Consider the following 23,253-nt stretch of genomic DNA (forward strand, 5'->3'; position numbering starts at 1 on the left):
TCATGACGACTGAGACCCCTTCCCGAAACCCGTGTGATCACGCCAGCCGATCACATTCCGGGACCCGGGTCCGTCAGGAAGTCCTCGACGGACGACTTGAGTTCGGCTGCCCGGCCGGGATCCTCATCGATCAGGGTCACGACGGCGTACAGGGTCCGGAGTCCCTCCGGGTGCGCCCGGAGAGCGCGGACGATGCCGATGACATCCGTTCGCGGCATGGCGTGCCTCGGCATACGGGCCACGGCCGCGGAGGGCAGCTCGTTGACCAGGACCTGCCGTTCGTCACGGTCGCTCATCAGCGGATACGCCATCAGCGCCGTGATGAGCCGGGCGGTCGGGGGCACCTTCCGTCCGGCGGCCGGACTCACGCCGGACGGCCGGGCCTGCGGAACGTGCTCACTGTACCCCGGCGCCTCCAGCCGGAGGCCGGGGATCTGGGCGGTGTGCCCTGCCGCGCGGAGCGCGCCCATTCGTGCCTTCACCGCGTCGAAGAGCGGCAGGGGGGCCGGCAGCGGATCGGCTGAAAGCTCACGCAGAACGATGTCCGAGAACAAGCCGAGCCGTCGGTCCGGATCGTTGCCCGCGCGCTGTCCCCGGCCTGCCGCGAACATCAGTGTCTGCTCGTGCTCGACGATCCGTGCCCCGGTGGGAAAGCGCTCGATGGACAACGTCTGGGGGAAGCCGTGCTGTTCGTCGAAGGTGCGGCACGCGTCGACCATCCACATCTGGGTCCGGAGGCCCGGTGTCGCATCGCTCCGCAGCCGGGTGAGCGCGGATTCGACATCGATCGCGCGACGGTCGGTGAGAGTGGCGTCGGCGGTGTAGAGCGCCATGCTCTCGTCCGTGTCCAGGACACCGTGTCCGCCCCACCACACCCACAGCGCCTCATCCCGGCGGTCCGGGACGTCCGTGATGAAGGCACGCCTCAGGGAGTCGTGGTCGGCCGGGCGGAACGGGACACCCGGGTCCGTACCGGGGAGCGGTGCGAGGTGGAGCTGGATGTGGGCGTCGGGCACTTCGCGGGCCAGGAGCCACTCGCGGAAGCGCAGAGCGTCCCGCGCCGGCCCCGGAAGGTCCCAGCCGGATCCCGCCGCGTACTGCTCGATGCCGACGACAAGGGCGAAGATGCGGTCCGCAGGGACCGGTCGGGGAGTCATGGGAGCCGCTCCCCGATCGCCCGGTAGACAGCAGGGTCGGTCCAGTAGGCGCTGTGCGCCACGGGGAAGGGCTGCCGGCTGTCGGTGGCGACGTCATGGGCCCTGCCGGGGAAGAGCGTTTCGGCGGCGTACCCGAGCAGGTCCCGGCGGTCGTAGATGTTCAGCCACGGTGGCACATGGCCGGGCAGCGGGTCCGGGTGGGCGAGCGAGGGAAGCGCTCCCGTCTCGTACAGGAAGGGGCCCTGCGAGCCGACGGTGATCAGGAGTTCGACGCCCGGCAGTGGCCCGGATATGAGCGTGTCGAGCGCGATGATGCCGCCGAGGCTGTGCCCGAGCAGGACGACGGGCGGATCAAGGGTGGCCACGAGGTCCCGCAGGCCCTGCCGCATGACCTCGCCCCTGGCGAGGTACTTGAGGATGTCACCGGCGGCCGGGTGTGCGGCGTCGGTGAGTGCCCTGCGGCGTCGCACGGCGTAGCGGGAGCCGAGGTGGACGAACGGCTTGCCCGCCATGCGGAGCAGCGGGCCGCGGCCCGTGCCTGCAGGCGAGGCGCCGAGTCGCTCGGCGAGGGCGGCGACGGCTGCGTCCCTGGCGTCACCGCCACTCTGCAAGGGGCTGTCGGCCGCGATCTCCCCGGCGACGACCATGGCGGTCAGGGCCCTGGCCAGCGCCCACGCCAGGGCCTCCTGATCCAGGGCCTCGGAGGCGGGTCCGAGCAGGGGACTGCGCGCGAGCTCGGCCGCGGCCTCCGGCAGGCCGGCGCCGACGGCACCGGCCCGGGGCTCGCCGTGTGCCGCCAGTTCGCGGAGGACCGACCTCGGGCGCTCGCCGGGAAAGGCGGCTCCGGGCGGGGTGGTGCGCGGGCCGGCCCCGGCGCCCGCCAGGGCGAGCTCGGCCGTGGGGTCGTCGTAGAGCCGGGCCCACTCCTCCGCCTCGTCACCCGCGTCGCCGGAGCTCCGGGCGGTGCCGACGCCGGGGGTGGCCGGGATGCTGGCTCCGCCGGCGGCGAGCCGCGCCCCGTACCGCCCGCCCCAGTCGTACGCGGTCGGACGCACGGCTGGAGCCTCCTCGGCGAGGCCCGACGTGATGCGCGCCAGCAGTGCCGTCAGGTGCGGCTCACGCACCCCCGTGCCGTGTGTGAAGACCACCGTGGTCATGCGTCCCCCCGTTGCTTTCACTGCGGCCCTGTCCACCGCCCGGAGGAGCGACGGACAGGGCCGACGGTCAGCGGTCCCCGACATCACATCGGCAGCGGCGTGATGTCGAACTCGATGCGCTGGTGGAGCCTGGCGGCGGTGTGCCAGGGGTGGTTCGCGCCCAGGACACGTGAAAGCCCCTCGATGGCCCTCCGGTTGAGCCGGTCGGCCTCCTCCGATTCGCCGAGCCCTCGCCGGTCCAGCGCGAGGTTCGCCGTGCAGGCGAGGGTGAGCGGATGCTCGGCCCCGGCCGTTTCGGTGAGCTTGGGGAGCAGGTCCGCGTCGGCGGCGGCGGCCGGTGCGAAGTCCAGACGTGCGTAGTGGTCGTTGGCCCGGCACATCGCGGCTGTCAGCGTGCTGATGTGCAGTGTTCCGAGGGTGGCTTCCAGTCCCTCCAGCGCCTGGGCGTCCAGTGCCTCCGCCCGGTCCGTGTCGCCCTGGGCCCGCAGCGTCGCGGCGAGATCCACTCGGGCGAACTGGGTGTAGGGGTGGTGGTCGCCGAGCACCTTGGCGTAGGCGGTCAGCGTCTGCTCGCCCAGTTCCCGTGAACCGACGAGGTCGCCGTGCAGGCGGCGTTCGACCATGGCGTGGATCGCGGCACCGAGCGCGTCGGTGTTGTTCAGACCGTAGCGGTTGGTGAAGCGCTCAAGGGTCTGTTCGGCGAGGGTGGACCCTCCCTCGACCACGCCGGCCCTGCGTCGGCACACCGCGAGGTTCAACGCCGCGCGGATGGTCGCTGCGTTGGTCTCCCCGAAGTGGTTGACGTACGTGTGGTAGTTGGACTCCTGGAGGGCGCGGGCGCCGAGGTAGTCGCCCGCCTCGCGCAGGTCGATGGCCAGCCCGTTCAAGGTGTTGAGCGTGAGCCCGTTCACCGGCCCGTAGAGCAGCTCCCGCTGCCGCACGGTCTCCTCGTCGATCTCCCGCGCGAGGGCGAAACTGCCGTTCAGCCGCAGCGTCACGCCGTAGTCGTGTGCCGCGCTCAGCGTCGTGGGGTCCTCGGGTCCGAACAGGTCGCTCGCCCGGGTGAACGCCTCCTCGGCCAGCTCGCGCGCCTGCCGGAAGTCCCCCCGGTACCGCAGCGCCCCCGCCATCTGCCACATGGAGTCGACGAGTTCCTCGTCGGGGATCTGCGTGCCGCGCGAGATCGCCAGGGCTCGCTCGTTGTGCAGGATCGCCTCCTCGGGGCGTCCCAGAAGCCGCAGGTAGAAGCCGAGGAGCTTCGTGATCCTGATGACGTGCAGATCCTCGTCACCCGACTGTGCACGCCAGGCGGACCAGGCCAACCGGGCCTGAGCGGCCCCCGACTCGTGGGCGCCCCAGTAGTACAGGAAGAAGACCATGTCGTAGACGAGGTCGCGGACCCATCCGTCGGAGCTCTCCACCGCTCCGGAAGCGATCACATGCGGGAGGATCGCCTGGTAAGCGGGCCACTGGTCAGGGGAGGCGGGTGCGCCCGGCTTCGCCGTCGTCAGCAGCAGGTGGGCCGCCCGCGTCATCCTGGCCCGCTCGTCGGGATCCATCCTGGCCACGATCACGTTCTGCATCAGACGGTGCATCTGCAGGGTGGCGGTCTTGTGGTCCAGCCTCACGAGCGACAGCTTGCTGAGGTCCCGGGTGGCGCGGGCCAGCAGCAGGGGGTCGCGCAGGACGGGGTCCAGCTCGGGGGTGACCTCGACGTTGCGTCCGCCCCTGAAGAGGTTGAGCGGGATCGGCTCCGGTGCCATGCAGGCGCAGATCTCGAGGAGTTGACGTGCGGCCGGGTTGTCCTGCGAAAGACGTCCGAGAGAGATGTCCCAGACCGCCGCGACCGGGAGCGGGTAGTCGGGGGACGGGGCGAGATCGAGGATCTCGGGCCGGCGCTCCTCCAGCAGATTGAGGTATTCGTCCACCGGCATCCCGGTGGCGGCGTGCCAGGCACCCGCCTGCTCGACCGCGAGGGGCAGATCGCCGAGCGCCGACGCGAGCCGGTCGGCGTCCCCGGAGCTCAGGCCGCGTGCACGGCGCTGCAGGAGTGCGATGCTCTCGTCCCGGTCGAAGACGTCCACGCTGAGGGGCGTGGCGACGCGTTCCCACTCGCGGTTGCGCGAGGTGACGATGATCTTTCCCGGTCCCCCGTTGGGGAAGTAGTTCCGGACGACCTCGATGTCCTCGGCGTTGTCGAAGACAAGCAGCCAGTTGTCGAACGGCTTGCCGGTGCGGAGAGCTTCGCGCACCGCGGGAACGGCGGCGTTGGCCTGCGGGCCCACTTCGAGGCCGAGGCTGCGGGCCAGGTCGGCGAGAGCGCCGAGGACCAGGTTCTCCTGCTCCGAGGGAATCCACCAGATGACGTTGAACTCGCCGCTGTGGCGGTACACGTACTCCACCGCGATCTGCGACTTCCCGACGCCGCCCATGCCGTGGAGCGCGTGCGGAAGGACCGCTGTGGTCTCGTCCTCCCGCAACTGCCTTTCCACGGCCGCCAGGAGACTCTCCCGCCCGGTGAAGTTCGGATTCTTCGGCGGCACGTTTCCCATGATCTTCGGCTGGCCGGTGCGGACGAACCGCAGCTCCGGGGCCATGGCATGCGTGCGCTCGTCGACCCGATCCTGCTCGGTGTCTACGGGTGGTGTCGTCGGCGACACAGATCCTCCTGGTGGAACCGTCGAATGCGACGGGGAAACGGGGCCGTTCTCATTCACATCAGATGCCTCTTTATCATCTCTTGTCGCCTCCGTCGGCACTCCCGCGCCGTTCAGCAGCACACCGTTCAGGTGTGCCGCCCGACGTCGGTAGGGCAGCCCTCCCAAGGCGCGGAGGACGGCCAGTTCGATCCGGAGCCAGGCAGGGCCGCTCCGCCTGTCCGGCAGAGCGGTTCCCACAGGATCACGCAACGCGGCGCGCAGCCGTACGCCATGGGCCCGACCGGCCCGTGACTCGACCAACAGGCCGACCGCGCGTGCGAGTTGGGTGCGGTTTCCGGTGGCCAGCAAGGCCTCGCGGATGCCGTCGGCGAAGTCGGGTCCGCCCTCTCCGTCCCGTTCCCAGTCGATGAGGCCGCCCATCATCACCTCGGCGAGATGCTCGGGCCTCGAATCGGGAAAGGCCCGGTCCCGCAACTCCTCGATGATGTCGAAGCGCATCGGGGCCACGGCCAGCAGGACGGCGAGCTGGCGCGCGAGCGGGCTGGCGAGGGAGAAGAATCTCCGTACGGCGTCCGCCGCCGCGCGAGGGCCGTCCGGCCTGGGCGCGCGCAGCCCGGGCGCGGACACTCCCTTGGCCATCGCTCCGGCCAGGACCACCGGCAGCGCACGCCGCACCCCGCGTTCGCCGGTCACCAGATCCGCCCACGCCCGGAACGAACCGGGGCGCAGGCTGAGAACGGGCACGGCCACGGACCCGTCGCCCGTGTCGGGCAGGATGTGCGCGTGCTCAGGCACTCCGTGGGGCGGATGGCAGTGGAGGTGGCGGTTGAGCGAGCCGAATCCGGCGGCGTCCAGCCGGGCCCTGAAGGGATACACGGAGGAGCGGTGACGCAGGTACGGCGGCAGCAGATGCACGAGCGCCGTGGGCCCGGCCGCGGCAAGCCGCCCGAGCAGTTCGTCGGCACCGCCTTCGGCCCAGCCGGGTGCCAGCCCGTCCGTCACGACGAGGAACAGCCGTGCCCCGCGGCCGTCCAGCAGCTCGGCCGGGTCGGCGCGTCGGTTGCCGGGCCAGCGCAGTTCGGGAGCCGCCCCTCCGGGCAGCGAGACATCGACCGTGCGGACGTCCCTGAAGGCCCCACTGCGTACGGCCTCGTCGGACAGCTGACGCAGCGCGCTGTCCCACACGGGCATGGTGGGCGCCGTGTCGACCAGCAGCATCAGGTCGAAGGCGCGTTCCTGCACGGGGTCGAGGTAGGGGATCCACAGTCCGTCGATCACACCGTTCTCGGCGGTCCGCGCCTCGTCGAGCCGGCTTTCGTGGCGCGAGGGGACACGTCGGCCGAGTCCGCGGAGAGCCTTGGCGAGGCGCAACGGAACCCCACGCCGCGCGGGGCGCGTCTCGTGGGGCAGGACCGATTCAGGACGTCCGTGTGTCCGTTCCTCGATTCGGCGGACCTCCGCCTCGTGGAAATCCAGGCCGCTGCCGGCGGGCACGATCTCCGGCAACCCCTCGGCAGGCACGGGAGGAGCAGCCACCTCGGCAAGCGGATCCGCCCCGCCGTCCGGAGAGGGCTCCTCGCCGGATGCCGGGCCCCCGTCCGCTCCGCGACCCGCCCGGTGCCAGGCGGCAGCCAGCCAGACCCCGTCGGCGAGGTCCTGCCAGCTCGCCCCGCCGTCCGTCTCGTGGAGGACACTGCTCGACGCGGAGGACGTGTCCGGAGCGCGCTCTCGTGGCGAGCCGTTCATCATCGGCCTTTCGAGAGGTCGCGGAGCAGCATCTCGATGAGCTTCAGCCCGTCGCCGTCAGCCCTGAACCCATGTGCCGTGGTGAGCTGCACCGCGTTCAGGAGCTGATCGACGGACTGGGTACCACCGCCGTCCAGGCGCCTGACGAAGTCGTCCACGAGGTCCTCGATGCCTTCGGGACGGCGACCGAGGTGGCTGACCACGATGGAGACGAGCTGTTCGCGCCCGGGCGGACGCATCTCCAGTGGCAGGCAACGGCGCCGGAAGGCAGCCGGGAACTCCCGCTCCCCGTTGCTCGTGATCACGACCACGGGGAACTCGGCACACTCGACCCGGCCCGCCTCGATGACGGCACGGCCCTGAGGGTCATCGGTGAAGACGGACACCTCGGCCACGCCGGCACGCACCAGCTCGGGAATCTCGTAGCTGCCGTTCTCCAGCACGTGGAGCAGATCGTTGGGCAGGTCGATGTCGCTCTTGTCCAGCTCGTCGACGAGCAGCACCCGGGGGCGCCGGTACGCCATCAGAGCCGTCCCCAGTGGCCCGAGCGTCACGAAGTCCCCCAGGTCGGGGGCGTTTCCCGTACGGCTCTCCTCGGATGTGCCACCGGCCCGCCAGGCGGCAATGGCCTGTGCCCTGCCGATGGCGTCGTACTCGTAGAGGCCTCCGCGCAGCATGGTGCGGCTGACGATGCTCCAGGGCAGGACCCGGCCGAGTCCCAGCTCCCTCGCGATCAGATAGGCGAGGGTGGACTTGCCGACTCCGGGCGGCCCGGTGATCAGAAGCGGGCGACGCAGCAGAAGTGCGGCGTTGACCGCGTTGATTTCCTCCTCACGTAACTGGGGCCCCTCCTGCACCGCGCCGAGTCTGCGCAGCGCCGACTGCGCGTCGTCCGGAGGCGCCTGCTGCAGAGGGCTTCCGGAGAACACCCGCCAGGGGGGCGGCTGCGGCAGCTCCGGCGGGTCCCCGGCGGGAGGCTGTCCCGTCGCGTGGAACACCCTCCAGGAAGGGGGCGTGACGGACTGCGCTGCCGAGACCTGCTCGGTCATGCTGTCAACTCCTCGCAGTCGATCAGGCGGTTCGGGTCGTCCCACATGAGGGCCAGGTGCTTCCCGAGGGACCAGCTGTCACGGTTCATCCCCTCGGCTCTCTTGCGCAACGCACTTACCTTCGAGGGGATTTGTGAGGGCGGGTGGGCGAGCAGCAGCGTCAACACCTCGCCCGACAGGTCAGGGCTGTCGGTTCTGCGGTCCCAGGCTGCAAGGCCCACCCCCTGAGCGATCGCGGTGACGAGTGCTTCCAGGCCGAGACCGGGCAGTGCCGGGACGTCGAGTATGACCGCGGTCAGGCCTGGGTTCGCTATCAGCTTGGCACGCCAGCGGTCGAGCCGCTCGTCCTCTTCGCCGTGCCAGCGGTACGACTCGGCCACGCCCGCGTTCCTCAGTTGTGTCCAGCGTTCCCGCCACAGAGGCAGATATCCGTCCTTCTGCGCCGCTCTCATGCGTTCGAGAGATCTCAGATGGACGTGGTAGCGGAGACTGATCGGCAGCGGGTCACCGCTCCACGTGCCCATCTCCAACCGGGCCATGTCGTGGTTGAGCAGCGTGAACGGCAGCACGAACTCGACCTGTGGAGGCGGCTCGTTCTCCATCACCGGCAGACCCGCCCAGCGTTCCTGTCCTCGCCCGATGGCCCGTTCGACCTCACCCGCCAGCTCGTCGAGGGTCGTGGGGCGTACGTCCCCGGCGACGGGCTCCCAGAAGCCTGGCGCGGCGTTGACCCAGTGACGTACGTAGATGTCCGCCGAACTGTCGTCTGCGGGCTCCACCATCACGACGAGGCAACGTGCCACCCCCGGATCCGCCGTCGGCAGGGACGCGATCGCCCGTCTGCGCTCGCCGAGGGCCCGGACAGCCTCGGCACCGGCTTCCGCCGCCCACGCGTCCGACCATTCCCTGAGCTTCTCGCAGAGTGCCGGCCGCTCCAGGAACGCGGTGATCTCGACCAGGACGAGCGCCGGGGGCAGGCCGTCGGCCTGGGTGTTGAAGCTGCACAGGTGGTCGAAGCGCTGCGCGGGCGTCTGCCCGTACGGCACATCGACACCCAGCTCGTGGTTGAGGAGGGCGTGCAGGCGACCGTCGTCGACGCGCCGCACATCGGCGAGCAGCCGATGAATCTCCCGCACGGCCCTGTCGGTGAACTCCGGCGACGCACCGACCGCCTTCTCCTCGGGGGCCCGAGCGTCCTCCACGGCCCTCATCAGCTGCATCGCGCATTCGTGTCCCGCCAGGACACCGACGCTGTGGGCGAGCGCCTCCAGGCCGTTGTCGTGCCGCAGCAGGATCCTGACGAAGTACAGCATGTCGGCCCGTGGATTCTTGCGCGGCACGTTGATCTCCACGCCGAGCTGCTCCGCGGTGAACGACACCAGCAGAGCGCATTGATCGGGGTCGGTCACGAAGTCCTGTGCACACAGGAATTCGACCAACGCCCCGACGAGCCGCGGTCTTCCGTCGTCCGGCCCCTGTGGACCGAGCGGCCCGTTCCCCACACCGACCACCCCCGTCGAGCCGGTACCACCTTGATGACTCGTCGCGAAGTTATCACGCCGGATCTTCAGCAACCAGGTTCACTTCAGGGCCTGTTGACCACCTGTGGCACGCACGGCCGCGTTCCGGGCAAGCACCCGGCGCGCACTCCACCCGAAAGAGTGAGCCTGACTATCGCCCCTTATGCGGGAGCGGGCCCCGAACTCGCACGGACCGTCAGAACGGGCTCCAGCAGCTCCACTTCGTCCGTACCCCGGCCGGCGAGCTTCGCCACCACCTGTTCCACCGCTCGGCGCCCCATCTCCTGTGCCGGAATGGCCACGGAGGTGAGCCGGACCGAGGCCTGCGTGGCGACCTGTTCGGGACAGATGGCCACGACGGACACGTCCTCCGGCACGGCGCGCCCCTGTTGCTGGAGCAGGTTGAGCAGCGGCTCGACCGCGGCCTCGTTCTGGACGATGAATCCGGTCGTACCCGGCCGTTCGTCGAAGATCCGGCCCAGGGTTCCGGCCATCGCGGCGTACCCGCCCTCGCAGGGACGGTGCAGGATCCGCATCCCCGCTTCCTGCGCCTTGGCGCGTATGCCGTCCACGGTCCGCTCGGCGAAGCCGGTGTGCCGCTCGTAGACGGCGGCGGCTTCGCCGATCACCGCCACCTCCCGGTGCCCGAGGCCGGCGAGGTGGTCCACGCAGAGCGCCCCGGTGGCCTCGAAGTCGAGGTCCACACAGGTCACCCCGGAGGTGTCGGCGGGCAGGCCGATGAGGACGGCGGTACGGCCCGAGTCGCGGAGCAGCGGGAGCCGTTCGTCGTGCAGCTCGACGTCCATCAGGATCATCGCGTCCGCCAGCGAGCTCCCCGCGATCCGCCGGACGGCGGCCGGGCCCTCCTCGCCGGTGAGCAGCAGGACGTCGTAGCCGTGCGTCCGGGCACTCGTGGCGACGGCGATGGCGATCTCCATCATCACCGGCACGTACATGTCCGTGCGCAGTGGAACCATGAGCGCGATGATGTTGGACCTGCTGCTGGCCAGGGCCCGCGCACCGGCGTTGGGGTGGTAGCCGAGCTGCTGGATACTGTGCTCGACCCGTTCCCGGGTGGAGGCCGAGATCGACCGCTTTCCGCTGAGGACGTAGCTCACCGTGCTCGCGGAGACTCCGGCGTGCTGGGCGACCTCGGCAAGCGTGACCATTCGGCTTCTCCCACACAGTTGGTGACTGCGAGGGAGAGCGAGTGAAGCGCTTCGACGGCGCCTTGCTTTGCTCCCCTTCACACTCTGACATGCACAGACACCGAGGAGCCTAGACTCGCTCACAGACACTGTCCAGAGTGGAGTCGAAGCGCTTCGACCCTATCTGCCGACAGGATTCCCTGCCGCTCACCGTGACTCAGGACGCCGAGGGTGTCCAGCCTGCGAGCCAGTCGGCGATCTCCTGGTCCGCCGCCTGGGAGTCGGTGAGCTGCGGGCGGTCGGTGCTCGCCGTGCCGGAACCCGGTCCGGTGTTCTTGTACTCCGCGAAGCGGTCGTCCTTCCAGGAGAAGCCGCTCATGTCCGTCCACGGGGCGGATCTGACCGCCGAGCTGAGCGTCGTGCCGCGGAAGGTGGCCATCGGGTCGAGCGAGGCGTCACCGCCCGCGTGCCACGGCCGCCCCAGGTGGAAGGACGACGCCGAGACATCGCCGCTGACGGTCGAACCGGTGATCAGGAAGCCTTTCCGGTCGGCTGCCGTGCTGGGCGCCGCGATGTATCCGGCGGAGCTGCCGTCCCACCGCTTCTTCAGGGTGATGACTGATCTGTCTATCACCGCGGTGGCGCGTCCGAAGATGAAGTCGACGTTGCCGACGACGTACGAGTTGGTCATGTGGACGCGGCCGAGGGTCGCCTTGGAGGCGGTGTCGAGCAGCAGGGTGTCCTGGTCGCCGGTGACGATCACGGAGTCGAGGAAGACCTTGTCCGCCGCGGTGCGCAGGGCCACGGCCTGGAGACCGCTCATGTTCTGGTGGGCCGCCTCGTCGAAGTCGTTGGAGATCGTGAGGTTGCGGGCCTGGAAGCCGTTGGCCTCGGCTGCGACGGTGGCGCTGCCGCCGGTCCCGTAGGTCCCCGATCCGTCGGGCTTCCGGGTACCGGAGGCGTTGTCGTAGACGATGACGGTGTCGTTGCGGCTGGAGCCGCTGCCCTGGAGTGTGACGTTCTGCTTGGTGGAGGGGATCTTCACCGTTTCGCGGTAGGTACCCGGCTTGACGGAGACGACGACCCGCGCGGTGTTGCCGGCGGGAACGGCGTCGACCGCCGCCTGCACGGTCGAGTACTGCCCGCTGCCGTCCTTGGCGACGGTGAGGGTGGTCGCCGCCTCCGTTCCGGACGCCGGCCCGGACGTCCAGACGGTGGCGGTGGTCAGGAGCGCAGCCGCTCCTGCGGTGACTGCTCTGCGCGAACCGGGGGTGAGGGCGGAGCGCCGTCGATGGGCTGCCATGGCCTGATCCGTTCGTCGGGGAAGTGGGGGTTCCGGCCCGTAGTCGCCGCAGCCGCCCCGAAGGTTGCCGGGCCCCGGTGCCGGGCCGGAGGACGAGCATGGGTGTTCCGCCGTGCCGGCCCCGGAACGGTGTCAGGGCGGCGGGGCGCCGTTCCGCCGTGCGGGCCCCCGGAGCGGTGTCCGGGCGGCGGGGCGCACATCCGGGATCCCGGCCGCCTCGCAGCCGCCGGTGACTGATCAGCTCCGGTCGGCGCCGGTCTCCTCACCGTACGGGTGCTCGCCGCGGGGCACGCCCATCGCCAGGAGCGCGGTGTCGTCGTCGAGCCCTTCGCCGAATCCCCTCAGGAGCCCGGTGAGCGCCTCGACGACGTCGAGCGCGGAGACGGGGGCCAGGTGCCGCGCGAAGTCCAGGAGCGCTTCGTCGCCGTAGCGTCCACCGGCGTCCGGGGTGCGCGCCTCGGTCAGGCCGTCGGTGTAGAGCAACAGCGTGTCGCCGGGACCCAGCTCCACGGTGGCCGTGGTGAACTGCGCGTCGGACACGACTCCGACCAACTGGCCCCCTGGCGTGGGCACGTGGTCGGCGCTGCCGTCGGCCCGCAGGAACACGGCAGGGGGGTGGCCGCCGCCGGCCAGGACCACGTGGAATCCCGTGCCCTCGCCCTCGGATGTGAGCAGGCCGAAGATCACGGTGCAGAAGCGCGGTTCGTCCTCCTGGAACTCGCGGATGAGGGCGGAGTTGAGGTTGGCCAGCACCGTGGCCGGTACGGGATCGGACACCGCTGCGGCGCGCAGGGTGTACCGCGCCAACGACGTCACCACGGCGGCGCTCGCACCCTTGCCGCGCACGTCCCCCATGAAGAACCCCCAGCGTCCGGGGGCCAGCGGGAACAGGTCGTAGAAGTCCCCGCCCAACTCGTCGGAGTCGGCGAAGTGGTAGCGGGCGGCGACCTCCAGGCCCGGAACCGGTTCGAGCGTCGGCGGGATCAGGGTGCGCTGCAGGGTCGTGGCAAGGCGCTGCAGGCGTTCGCGTTCGTGGTCGGCCTCCCGCCGCGCCCGCAGGAGTTCGCGCTCGTAGGCGCGCCTGTCGCGGGCGTCCAGGAATGTGGTGCGAATCAGCAGCGGCTCGCCGTCGCTGTCCTGCTTGACGGTGGAGGTGACCATGACGGGCAGCCGGCTCCCGTCCGCGGTCCTGAGTTCCAGGGCGATGCCGCTGACTTCGCCCTGCATGTGGAGCAGTGGCGAGAAATGCGTCTCGTGGTAGAGCTTGCCGCCAATGGTCAGCAGGTCGGAGAAGCGCTTGTGGCCCACGAGCTCCTCGCGCCGGTGGCCGAGCCATCTGAGGAGGGTCCCGTTGACCTTGGCGATCCGGCCGTCCATCAGGGTGGAGAGGTAGCCGCACGGCGCGTTCTCGTACAGGTCCTCCGCGCTGTCCTCCAGCAGGGCCGAGAACGGCAGCTGTTCCTGGTCACGGTCCCCCACGGCCCACGATTCGTCGGCCTCCTCGCCGCCCGGGGGCACCGTCACGACCCCTGCACGAAGGCGATGATCGCCCCGGCCGTCTCCCCGGGGGCGCTCAGCTGGGGGCAGTGGCCCGTCGAGTCCAGGGTGACCAGCTCGCTGCCGGGGATCTGCCCGTGGACGAAGGCGCCGACCTCGCGGGGGGCGAGCGTGTCCCGCGCGCTCTCGGCGACGAGTGTCGGGACGCCGACCTGGGCGAGATCCGCCCGGTTGTCGGACAGGAAGGTCACTCTCGCGAATACCCGGGCGATCTCCGGGTCCGTTCGGCAGAAGCTGTTCGTGAGCTCCTCGCCCAGCTCGGGGCGGTCCGGGTTTCCCATGATCACGGGAGCCATCGTCGCGGACCAGCCGAGGTAGTTGCTGGCCAGCGACTCGAGCAGTTCCTCGATGTCCTGCTCGCTGAATCCGCCCCGGTAGTCGCCGTCATCGATGTACGACGGCGACGGGGTGAGGAGGATCAGCTTGTCGAAGAGTCCGGGCTCCCGCACGGCGGCCAGTACGCCGATCATGGAACTGACCGAATGCCCGACGAACGTCACGGGCCCGAGGCCGATCTCCTGGCAGATCTCGATCACGTCCTGCGCATAGCCGTCCAGGGTGGAGTAGCGCTCAGGGCTCCAGGCGGACACATCGGACCGCCCGGCACCCACATGGTCGAAGAGGACCACCCGGAAGTGTTTCTCCAGTTCGGGCGCGACGAGACGCCACAGATTCTGGTCGCATCCGAATCCATGGGCGAGCATGACCACCGGGCCGCTCTCCCGGCCCGTCACGGATACCCGGTTCCTCTTCCGCACGTCCATGAATACATCCTGACACTTCCGGCACACGGCGGCCCGGTGTGCGTGAGCGCCTCCCAGCAGCACGGATCACGTTCGGTGACCATGTGTGTGCGTATCGGCGGGCTGCCGGGGTGTCCCGCTCTCCCCGCGTCCAGGAGCCCTCGGGGCCGCCTCCTGCCCCGCAGCTCACGGACGTCCGGCCCGTGAGCTGCGGTGGATTCCAGGAGGCCGGGTGGGTCTCGGCGTCCCGGGCGGCTCTCAGGTGACCGGGACCAGCTTGAACTGCTGGCAGGTGTTGTTCAGCCAGGTCCACTGCCGTACGTCGGCGCCGTCGGCCGAAGAGCAGTCCGCCACGTCGGCGACCTTCCCGGTGGCCTGGTTGACAATGCGCACCCAGCCGCCGGCCTCGGTGGTGACGAAGCGGAAGCGCTGGCAGGTGTTGTCGAGCCACGACCACTGGCGCAGGTCCGCGCCGTCGGCCGTCGAGCAGTCCGCCGTGTCGAGCACCTTGCCCGTCGCGGCGTTCACCAGCCTGCTCGTGTCGTCACCCCTGTCCTCGACGCGCCACCGCTGCTTGGTGCTGCCGTCGCACGTCCACTGCTGGACGTCGGCGCCGTCGGCGGTGGACGCCCCGCTCACGTCGAGGCACTTCCCTGTGGCCCGGCTGACCACCGTGTAGGCGGTCGGGGTCGCCGCCGCCTCACCGGAGGGCCCTGGCAGTGTCGTACCGAGGGCGACGGGAGTCCCCAGATCGGGGGTGCCGTCGGTGTTCCAGCCGAACTTCTGCGCCCGCGCCGTGCGTCCGTTGTCGCAGCCGTCGGATGCCGAGTCGTTGGCGTGGTGGACGATCCAGCTCTCCGTGCCGTCGGGCGAGGTGAAGAAGCCGTTGTGTCCCGGCCCGTAGACCCCGGCGGCGTCGTTCCGCTGGAAGACCGGGCTGGACTTCTTCGTCCAGGATGACGCGGAGAGCGGGTCGGAGCCGGTGAGGGTGAGCCGGCCCAGTTTGTAGTCCGGGGTCCAGCAGCCGCTGGCGGAGTAGAGGATGAACGTCTTGCCGCCCCGCTGGAGGACCTCGGGCCCCTCGTTGACCGTGCCGCCCGACTTCTCCCAGTCGTAGGTGGGTGTCGAGATCGTCGAGAACGAGCCGCTGAGCGTGTACGGATTCGACATCGGCGCGATGACGAGGTTCTGCGTACCGCCGCCGCTCGCACTGCCCAGCAGGTACATGGATCCGTCGACCGTGAGCACGCTCGGATCCAGCATCCAGCCGCTGCCGAGCTGATTCCTGTACGTGTAGGGCCCCATCGGGTCCGGACCGGCGCTCTGCAGCACGTGCACGCGCTGCGTGGGGTTGTAGTCGGTGATGTTCTGGCCGGCCACGTAGTACAGGTACCAGCGACCGCCCGCGTAGTGGAGTTCGGGTGCCCAGATGTTGCAGCAGCGCGACGCGGCGTCACCCTGCCACACCTGCACGCTCGGCGCGGTGGAGAGCCCTGCCAGCGTCGGTGACTTCCGCATGGTGATGACGTCGGTCCAACTCGTGGACACCAGGTAGTAGTTGCCGTCCTGGTACGAGATCCACGGGTCGGCGCCCTTCTGCGCCTTGACGGGGTTGGTGTACGGGCGCCCCTCGGCCGCCGACGCCGATGTCGGCTGCCCCAGGGCGAGCGCCAGCAGGAGGGCGCTCAGGAGGGTCAGTAGGCGACGGGCCATCCGCTGCTCCAGTTCAGGAGGTTGACGCCGAGCTTCGGGGTGCCGTTGTCCTGGCCGTCGTAGTAGTGGTAGACGAGCAGGTCGCCGTCGGAGTCCGCCAGGACCGACTGGCCGCCGGGACCTATGTAGCGACCGTGCGACTCCAGGACGGGCGTCCCTCCGTTGCTGAGCATGCTGACGCCGTTCTTGTCCTTGTAGGGGCCGGTCACGCTCGTCGCCCTGCCGACCTTGATCTTGTACGTCGATCCGGTGCCGGCGCAGCAGGTGTCGTAGGAGGCGAAGAGGTAGTAGTAGCCGTTGCGCTTCACGACCGAGGGCGCCTCGACCGCCTTGGTCCCGGTCGGCCGGGAGGCGAGGGAGCGGCGGGCGGTGTCGGCCGCGTACTGCTTGCCGGTCGACGGGTCGATCCGGATCATCTTGATCCCGGTCCACCAGGAGCCGAAGGACAGCCACCACTTCCCGTCGTCGTCGACGAACAGGTTGGGATCGATGGCGTTGTAGTCGCTCGACGAGCTCGACGTGTAGACGATGCCGTAGTCGCTCCAACTGCCTGCCTGGCCGGTGGTGGAGGCCGCCAGACCGATGGCCGACGTATTGGAGCCGAACGACGAGACGGCGTAGTACATGAGGTACTTGCCGCCCCGGAAGGAGATGTCCGGGGCCCAGGGGTCGGACGCCGAGGAGTAGTTCTTCCACCAGCCCGGCTTGGTCGTGAAGGCGTTTCCGGAACGGCCGAAGGCGGTGCGGTCGGTGGAGGTGCGGAGCTGGAGGCCTTCGCCGGTCGAGTAGAGCAGGTACTGGCCGGACGAACTGCGGACCATGCTGGGGTCGTGGACGACGATGTCGCCGTTGACCACACCCGGGTTGGGATACGCGGACGCACTGCTCGGCACGAGTGCCATCAGCAGCGCGGCGGGGAGGACCGCGAGGGTTCTCCTCAGAGTGCGGCTCATGAGGGGACGTTCTCCTTCGGTCGTGGATGGGGGCGTCCGGCAGCTGTCAGTCGCCACCGGACCGGCTTTGGTTGCTGTTGCCTACGTGCGCGCTGATTGGCATGCGCATGACATTTCACTGTTCGACATTTCGGATGCCGCTCGTAAGCTCGAACGGACCGTAGAATCGAACGGGTCTTGCGTCAACGGGTCGCGCACACCGGCGTCCACGGCGGGCCACGGCAGCCGCCCGTACGGGCCGGCGGATCGACACGCGCGTGGCCTGTGAATTTCAGCCGGCCCCCGCCGCTGTGCCACAGCTCGGACGCGGCCCTGCCCCGGCCCCGCCGGGTACGGGGATGCGGGGCTACAGGGCTACGGGGCTACGGGGCTACGGGGCTACGGATCGGACCTACGAGTGAGCGTCGGTGACTGCCGCCGCATCGGTCCAGGCGAGCTCGAAGTACCTGACGCGGCTGTCCTGTCCGACGTGCCGCATCCCGGCCGCTTCCATGACGTGTTGGGAGGCGACGTTGTCGAGGTCTGCGTCACCCCTGACGCACGTGGCGCCACATTCCCGCGCGAACCGCACCAGTTCACGAAGCGCCTCGGAGGCGTATCCCCGGCCTCGCGCGGACGGAACGAGGCCGTAGCCGATCGCCACACTGCCGTGCTCGTCCGCGGGCCCGTGGAACCCCACGCCTCCGACCACCTGTCCGTCCTCCTGGCGGCGGACCTCGTAATTGCCGAACGGCTGCGGATCTCCGGTTCTCGCGACGGTGTCCAGGTAACGCCTCGCCGCGTTCACGTCTCCGTGGCCGGGGTAGCCGGGCGCCCATCGGGCACCCTCGCCCGGCACCCCCGCCAGCACATCCTCGGCGTCGTTCCCGGTCATCGGATGAAGCACCAGCCGCGCTGTCACAAGGTCGCTCATATCGGGGAGAAATATCACCGGGCAGGACCGTGGCGCACCCGCATTTTCGGTGTGCCGCCTCTGCGGGCTTCGCAACGCCGGTGCCGGTGCCGGTTCAGTGGTGTCCGCCGCGTCCTCAGCCGTGCAGCAGCACCGGGAAGGCCTCCATGTCGTTCTGCGTCATCACCGGCAGCTTCCGGATCTCGTCGTCGGCGATCGCGAGCTTCAGCCCGGGGAAGCGCCCGAAGAGAGCCGGCAGCGCGATCCCGGCCTCGACGCGGGACAGTGCCGCACCGGGGCAGATGTGGGGCCCGTGGCCGAAGGTCATGTGCCGTATGGGCGTCGGGCGGGTGATGTCGAAGACGTCGGCACCGTCGCCGTGCTGGACGACATCGCGCCCGATGGCCCGGTAGGAGATCACCACACCCTCCCCCTTGGCTATCACCTGGTCGCCGACCTGGATGTCCTCGGTGGCGAACCGCATCAGCAGGTGTGTGGTGGGCGTGTCCCAGCGCAGCGTCTCCTCGACCACCGTCTCCCACGGTATCTCCCCGTCCAGCACTTTCCGAAGCTGGTCGGGGTGGGCGAGCAGGGCACGTACGGCGTTGAGGATGAGCCCGATGGTGGTCTCGTGCCCGGCGGCCACCATCGACTTGAGGTTGCCGACCACCTCCTCCTCCGTGAGCGGCTCCCCGCCCTCCTCGGCCAGGATCAGCGCGCTGGTGAGGTCGTCGGTGGGGCGGGCGGTCTTCTCCCGCACCAGTTCGGCGTAGAAGACGTCGAGCTCGGCCAGCAGCGCCAGCCGGTCCTCCTGCGGGGTGAGCATCGAGAAGAAGGCCTTGTACTGCCGGGTCAGCATGGGGTGCAGGGCTTCGTCCACCCCCATCAGGAGGCCGACCACCCGCATCGGGAGCGGCTGGGCGAACACGGCCTTGAGGTCGACGGCCCCGTCCGCGCCCTGTGCGGCGAGCGCGTCCAGCAGCTCCTCGGTGAACTTCTCGATGGCCGGACGGATCGCCTCCAGTCGGCGGGGGGTGAGGGCCTGGGAGGTCTTCGTCCGCAGCCGGCGGTGTTCCTCGCCGTCCACGGTGAACATGGAACGCCCGGCGTCGATCATGCCGATCAGCGGCCAGGCGTGGGTGACCTCACCGCTCTGCCAGAGTCCCCAGGCGTCGAGGTTCTTCACCAGGCGCGTGTCGACGAGGAGTTGCCGGGCCTCGGCGTGCCGCGTGACGGTCCAGGCCGGGACCCCCAGGAGCTCGATGCGGGCGAGCGGAGCGGAACCCCGGAGCTGTTCGGTCTCACCGTCGAGGTCCTGGACCATGGGGTCGATGACCACGGTCGCGTAAGGGCAGGTCACAGCGGGTCTCCTGTCGTGTGTGCGGGAGCGAACCGGACGGGAAGGGCGTTCATGCCGCGCAGGAATGCGGACGGCCGGCGGACCAGGTCCTGGGCGGGTACGGCGAGTTCGAGGTCGGGCAGCCGGTCGAGGATGACCTCGATGGCGGTACGGGCGATGGTCTCCGCGATCTCCTGCGCCGGGAAGGGGCAGCGGTACTCCCCGTGGCTGAACGCCAGATGCGCCCCGTTCCCGGACCGGTGCCCCGTGCCGGCCGCACCCATCTCCTGGCGTATCAGCGGGTCGGTGTTGGCCGCCCCCAGGCCGAGCAGGAGCATGTCCCCGGCGCGGATGGTCCGGCCGCCGAGCTGCGTGTCGCGGACCGCCCAACGCCCGGCGAGGATCTGGGTCGGGCTCTCCTCCCAGAGGACCTCGTTCATCGCGTCGCCGACACTGCGGTGCCCTCCCGCGAGGGAGTCGGCGAACTGGTCCTCCGTGAGCATCAGCCGCAGGGAGTTGCTGATCCAGTCGGCGGTGGTGAGGTGCCCCGCGGCTGTGATGGCCATGAGGTCGAGGGCGTACTCCTCGTCCGTGAAGGGCTCGGGGTCGGCGAGCATCCGGGAGGTGACGTCGTCGCCCGGCGTGGCCCGCTTCGCCGCCACCAGCCGTTGCATGTGCTCGCCGAAGCGGCCGTACGCCTCCTGGGCCCCGGGGCCCCCGTCGGCCAGGTCCTTCAGGACCCGGGCGATGTCCGTGCCCTCCTCGTCGGGAAAGCCGACGAGGCGGGCGAGGACGAGGACGGGCAGCGGCTCGGCGAACTCCGCGACGAGGTCGGCGGTTCCGCGTGCGCAGATCCCGTCGACGAGGCGGTCGGCCAGCTGCTCGCAGTGCCCCCGGATCTCGAAGGGGTCCGCGGCTTCGAGTGCGGGCACGACCATCTCGGAGTGCCGCCGGTGCTCGGCGCCCGCGGTGAAGTAGATGGAGGGCATGGGCCGTCCGACCATGGGAAGCAGCGGCCAGTCCTCCGGCACGTGCTCCCACTGGTTCCACAGCCCGACATCCCTCGGGAACAACTCACCGTCGCTGGTGACCTGGTGGAGCTCTCGGTACCCGACGACCAGCCAGGCCGGAAAGCCTCCGGGGAGCTCGACGGGCACGACGGGCCCGTAGGAGTGGCGCATGGTCCGGTACAGGGCCTGCGGCTCGGTGTGGAATTCGGGTCCGCTCAGCGGCACCGCCGCGGTCGCGGCGTGCGCCGGGCAGCCGCCTCCGGACGCGGACGTGGCTGATAAGGAGGGGGTCGTCATCGTACGGACTCCTGGGAGACGGCTTCGCGCGTTGGGCCATACGATCAACGCGCCCCCACTATAGGGAGGTTGCGTGAAGCTTTGGGCACTGATCGGAAGGACGTCCGGCGTCGGGCCTTCACGGCCGCCCGGTGCCGTGCGCTCCAGGTGGACGGCTCCCGGGGCGGCGCCCACGGCTATCGGGCCACCGCCGCCGCAGGAACGCAGGAACGCGAAGAGCGCGGGGGCGCGGGGACGCGGGGGCGCGGGGCAGGATTTGCACACCTTGCGGGAACAGGCCGGCGCCGCCAGGCTGAGCGCTGTGCCAGGACAGAGGAAACGCAAACGCGGGAACGGCCGCGGGACGGCTTCGGCATGGGACCGCGCGGGCCACTGGGAAATCGTCCTGGAGACCCAGGACCAGGGAGAATTTCGCCACCTTGTACAGCGGTTGCAGACGGGCCCGCAGCCGGCCGACCCGTCGGAGCTCCGCATCGACACCCTGTGCGGACGCCTGACCCACCCGACGACCTACCGTCTGAGCAGATTCGTCCCGTCCGACGCGAGGCGCTGAGGACCGGCCCGCGAGCGGCCGTTCGGTCCGGGAGTTCAGGGTCGGCCGAGGAACGGGCTGTCCGGAACCGCCCCGACGCCGTGACCACACCAGCCGCGGTCCGCCGGCACCAGCGGTTCCGCTGAGGAGGCCCCGGCGGGGACCCTGGTCCGCCGACAGGCCCGCGCCCGACGTTCAGCGGAACACTGCACCGAAGCCGGTCAAGGACGTTTGCTGGCGGCGGGGTTGGTCACGCAAGCGTGAACACGCGACTGGTCGGATCGACCCGGGCCGGCAGTACCGCGCCCTGCGTAACACCTCCGAAGCGGTAGGTCGGGACGTCGTAGCTGGCGCCCAGCATCAGGATCGCGCCCACGGTGCAGGCGATCGCCGTACTCACCGGGCCCTGGGGTACCAGCAGGACCGGCTCGCGGGGGCGGGTGGTGGCCATGGCCGCACCCTGAGTCACTTCGGTGACATGGGGACCTGCCGGGCACGAAGCGCACGGCAGGATCATCGAGCACGCTCGGAACGGCCGGCTCTTCGAGGCGGGCGCGGCAGCGGGCCCGCGTCACTTCAGTTCAGTGGCGCGACGGCGTCGGTCCGCCGAGCCTCCCGGGACAGGGGCAGGAGCCTGCGGGCGGTCATCAGCAGCCCGATGTCGAGCACGACCTCTCCGGCGTTGCCGAGTACGGGCACCGAAGCGGCAGCCCCGGAGACCGCGACCATCACGCCGGCGGTGAGCGCCAGCCGACCGAACCCGGTACACCGCCACAGCACGATCCCTGCGGCGAGTACCACCAGTCCGGTGACGATGGCGGGCAACGGACCCGTCGGTGACGCCGCGTCGTTCACGTAGCGCAGCGAGCCCGCCCAGCGCTCCGGACGCAGCGACAGGCCGAGGATGTCGTGGAGCACGCCCGCCGCCACCAGAAGGACCGTGAGACCGACAGCCGCCGCCCGCACCACCGTCCGCCGCGCCCATCTCAGCCCTGCGCGGTCAAGGGCAGACAGCGACCACAGCACGAGAAAGGGCGTCAGCAACGCGTGCGCGACGAAGCGCGGGACGCTCAGCGACTCCAGCAGCGGCCCGGCGCCCGTCAGACTCCCGACCGCGATCACCGCGTTGTCCCAGAACAGCGCGGAGCACACCAAGGCCGGTACACCTGACAGCAGATGCGGCGTCGCACGCCAGTGACGCCCTGCACAGACCGCCAACCACAACTGCGCGGCCGCGAGCACGGCGAACGCCAACGAGATCACTCAGGACTCCCCTCGCACCACTCAAGGTATTTCAATCATCAAGATACTTGGTGGGGTGCGAGCCTCCGGAAGCAGGGGCGACACCCGGGTCACGCCCGTGGCCTCACCTCCGGCCGGTCACCCCTGGAGAAACGCGCGGGCCGCCTCCGCCCCGGAATGCGTGTCCCACCCGATGGGAACAACAGCGGCAACCAGGGCGGAATCGGCCTCGGCACCAGCGGCGATCAACGCGTCGACGGACTCCTCGGCCGGTCCGGGCGTGCCGGCGTCGGCCGTGCGCGGGGTGGCGGCCAGGACCGCTTCACGGGTCCGCTCGTCGCTGAGCGCCGGCAGCCGCACACTCGCGAACCCGTCGTCGAGCTCGTACTCCGCGCGCTGCCAGATGCTGCCGTCGAAGCCGTACACGAAACCGAGGAAGAGTTGCGCCTCCCGCACCCTGCGCACCGGCGGCTCCCACCAGTCGGGCGCACCGGCCAACAGGTCGGTCTCCTTCTCCTCGTAGAAGTCGGAGGCCTCGGCGTAGTACGTCTCCGAGTCGTTCCGGTCCTGCCCGAGCAGTACCGCGCGCCCCTCGTCGAGGTGGTGCAGATCGGCCCAGCTGCCCTGTCCGTCGTCGTAGTGCCAGACCGGCGGGAGTGCCCGGCACTGCTCGCCGTGCCCTGAGGCGGCATGCACGGCGGCGAGCGCCGCCCAGCGCCCGCGCAGTGCCGGCGGGTCGGGAAGGTCGAGCTGCACCAGCGTCACGGTCGGCTCCTCATGTGGTCGAACGACGGTCAGCCCTACTGGTGCCCGGACAACGGCGTTCGCCACACCTGATGCCCGTCCCCGACCGGATCGGCGACCCACCGTGCGCCCCTGGTCGAGCAGTTGCCCGGCGACTCGACGTCTTATCGTCCTCACAGGGGGTACGAACTCAGCATGGCTCTCGTGAAGCGTGTTGCTCTTGCTCCTCGTGCGGTGCGGCAGCTACGGCGCGTCCGCTCGGTGTACGTGGCGGGGATGCTCCTCTCCGCACTCGGTCTGCTCTCCCTCGACGATTCGGCGGCGGGCGGGCGGCAGACGGTGATCGCGGGGGTCTTCCTCCTGGTGTTCGCCGCGCTCCTCACACTGACCGCCGTGCAGCTGTGGCGGCACGGCCGGACCAAGCACTGCAGTACGGCGAAGAAGCTCTCTCCGCTCGTCTGACATCTGCCCGAGTCAGGCGGGCCTGCCGG

18 protein-coding genes are annotated in these 23,253 nt (G+C 70.2%); 1 reads left to right on the top strand and 17 read right to left on the bottom strand.

What is annotated here, in order from left to right:
• Positions 1 to 50 precede the first annotated feature (50 nt).
• The 17 genes from ACFUNE_RS20415 to ACFUNE_RS20495 form a co-directional block, all read right to left on the bottom strand.
• Positions 51 to 1,157, bottom strand: coding sequence for a caspase family protein (locus tag ACFUNE_RS20415; RefSeq protein ID WP_383569613.1), 1,107 nt, complete (start codon positions 1,155 to 1,157; stop codon positions 51 to 53).
• A complete protein-coding gene (locus tag ACFUNE_RS20420; protein WP_383569616.1) occupies positions 1,154 to 2,314 on the bottom strand; it encodes a hypothetical protein in 1,161 nt (386 codons plus the stop codon). Before ACFUNE_RS20420 ends, ACFUNE_RS20415 begins: the two co-directional genes overlap by 4 nt.
• An 83-nt stretch (positions 2,315 to 2,397) precedes the next feature.
• Entirely contained in the window at positions 2,398 to 6,720 is a 4,323-nt protein-coding gene (fxsT, locus tag ACFUNE_RS20425) for an FxSxx-COOH system tetratricopeptide repeat protein (RefSeq protein WP_383569619.1), read from the bottom strand.
• Entirely contained in the window at positions 6,720 to 7,769 is a 1,050-nt protein-coding gene (locus ACFUNE_RS20430; RefSeq protein WP_383569622.1) for an AAA family ATPase, read from the bottom strand. The genes fxsT and ACFUNE_RS20430 overlap by 1 nt, the downstream gene beginning before the upstream one ends.
• Entirely contained in the window at positions 7,766 to 9,280 is a 1,515-nt protein-coding gene (locus ACFUNE_RS20435) for a hypothetical protein (protein WP_383569625.1), read from the bottom strand. The genes ACFUNE_RS20430 and ACFUNE_RS20435 overlap by 4 nt, the downstream gene beginning before the upstream one ends.
• A 170-nt stretch (positions 9,281 to 9,450) precedes the next feature.
• The gene (locus tag ACFUNE_RS20440; protein WP_383569628.1) at positions 9,451 to 10,458 is read right to left on the bottom strand and encodes a LacI family DNA-binding transcriptional regulator; all 1,008 of its coding nucleotides are present in this window, start codon (positions 10,456 to 10,458) and stop codon (positions 9,451 to 9,453) included.
• 196 nt (positions 10,459 to 10,654) lie between these two features.
• On the bottom strand, positions 10,655 to 11,740 hold the full coding sequence (locus ACFUNE_RS20445; protein WP_383569631.1) for a pectinesterase family protein: 1,086 nt from the start codon (positions 11,738 to 11,740) through the stop codon (positions 10,655 to 10,657).
• 237 nt (positions 11,741 to 11,977) lie between these two features.
• A complete protein-coding gene (locus tag ACFUNE_RS20450; protein ID WP_383569634.1) occupies positions 11,978 to 13,264 on the bottom strand; it encodes a PP2C family protein-serine/threonine phosphatase in 1,287 nt (428 codons plus the stop codon).
• A complete protein-coding gene (locus ACFUNE_RS20455) occupies positions 13,261 to 14,061 on the bottom strand; it encodes an alpha/beta fold hydrolase (RefSeq protein WP_383569637.1) in 801 nt (266 codons plus the stop codon). Before ACFUNE_RS20455 ends, ACFUNE_RS20450 begins: the two co-directional genes overlap by 4 nt.
• Before the next feature lie 237 nt (positions 14,062 to 14,298).
• Positions 14,299 to 15,753, bottom strand: coding sequence for a family 43 glycosylhydrolase (locus ACFUNE_RS20460; protein ID WP_383569640.1), 1,455 nt, complete (start codon positions 15,751 to 15,753; stop codon positions 14,299 to 14,301).
• Complete coding sequence (locus ACFUNE_RS20465; RefSeq protein WP_383569642.1) at positions 15,735 to 16,706, bottom strand: arabinan endo-1,5-alpha-L-arabinosidase; 972 nt, start codon at positions 16,704 to 16,706, stop codon at positions 15,735 to 15,737. Before ACFUNE_RS20465 ends, ACFUNE_RS20460 begins: the two co-directional genes overlap by 19 nt.
• Positions 16,707 to 17,097: 391 nt before the next feature.
• A complete protein-coding gene (locus ACFUNE_RS20470; protein WP_383569646.1) occupies positions 17,098 to 17,619 on the bottom strand; it encodes a GNAT family N-acetyltransferase in 522 nt (173 codons plus the stop codon).
• A 115-nt stretch (positions 17,620 to 17,734) separates the two neighbouring features.
• The gene (locus ACFUNE_RS20475; protein WP_383570303.1) at positions 17,735 to 18,922 is read right to left on the bottom strand and encodes a cytochrome P450; all 1,188 of its coding nucleotides are present in this window, start codon (positions 18,920 to 18,922) and stop codon (positions 17,735 to 17,737) included.
• 32 nt (positions 18,923 to 18,954) lie between these two features.
• Positions 18,955 to 20,244 carry a cytochrome P450 gene (locus ACFUNE_RS20480; RefSeq protein WP_383569649.1) on the bottom strand — a complete coding sequence of 430 codons (1,290 nt, stop codon included), beginning with the start codon at positions 20,242 to 20,244 and terminating at the stop codon, positions 18,955 to 18,957.
• Positions 20,245 to 21,026: 782 nt separating this feature from the next.
• Positions 21,027 to 21,227: a hypothetical protein gene (locus ACFUNE_RS20485; protein ID WP_383569652.1), complete on the bottom strand. Its 201-nt coding sequence runs from the start codon at positions 21,225 to 21,227 to the stop codon at positions 21,027 to 21,029.
• Between the two features lie 125 nt (positions 21,228 to 21,352).
• Positions 21,353 to 22,039 carry a hypothetical protein gene (locus ACFUNE_RS20490; protein WP_383569655.1) on the bottom strand — a complete coding sequence of 229 codons (687 nt, stop codon included), beginning with the start codon at positions 22,037 to 22,039 and terminating at the stop codon, positions 21,353 to 21,355.
• Between the two features lie 117 nt (positions 22,040 to 22,156).
• Positions 22,157 to 22,783 (bottom strand): proteophosphoglycan 5, encoded by a 627-nt coding sequence (locus ACFUNE_RS20495; RefSeq protein ID WP_383569658.1) that lies wholly within the window; start codon positions 22,781 to 22,783, stop codon positions 22,157 to 22,159.
• A 174-nt stretch (positions 22,784 to 22,957) separates the two neighbouring features.
• Here ACFUNE_RS20495 and ACFUNE_RS20500 point away from each other — a divergent pair, with 174 nt between their 5' ends.
• A complete protein-coding gene (locus tag ACFUNE_RS20500) occupies positions 22,958 to 23,224 on the top strand; it encodes a hypothetical protein (protein WP_383569661.1) in 267 nt (88 codons plus the stop codon).
• Positions 23,225 to 23,253 lie beyond the last annotated feature (29 nt).

Source organism: Streptomyces sp. NPDC057287, assembly GCF_042667905.1.
Taxonomy (GTDB): domain Bacteria; phylum Actinomycetota; class Actinomycetes; order Streptomycetales; family Streptomycetaceae; genus Streptomyces.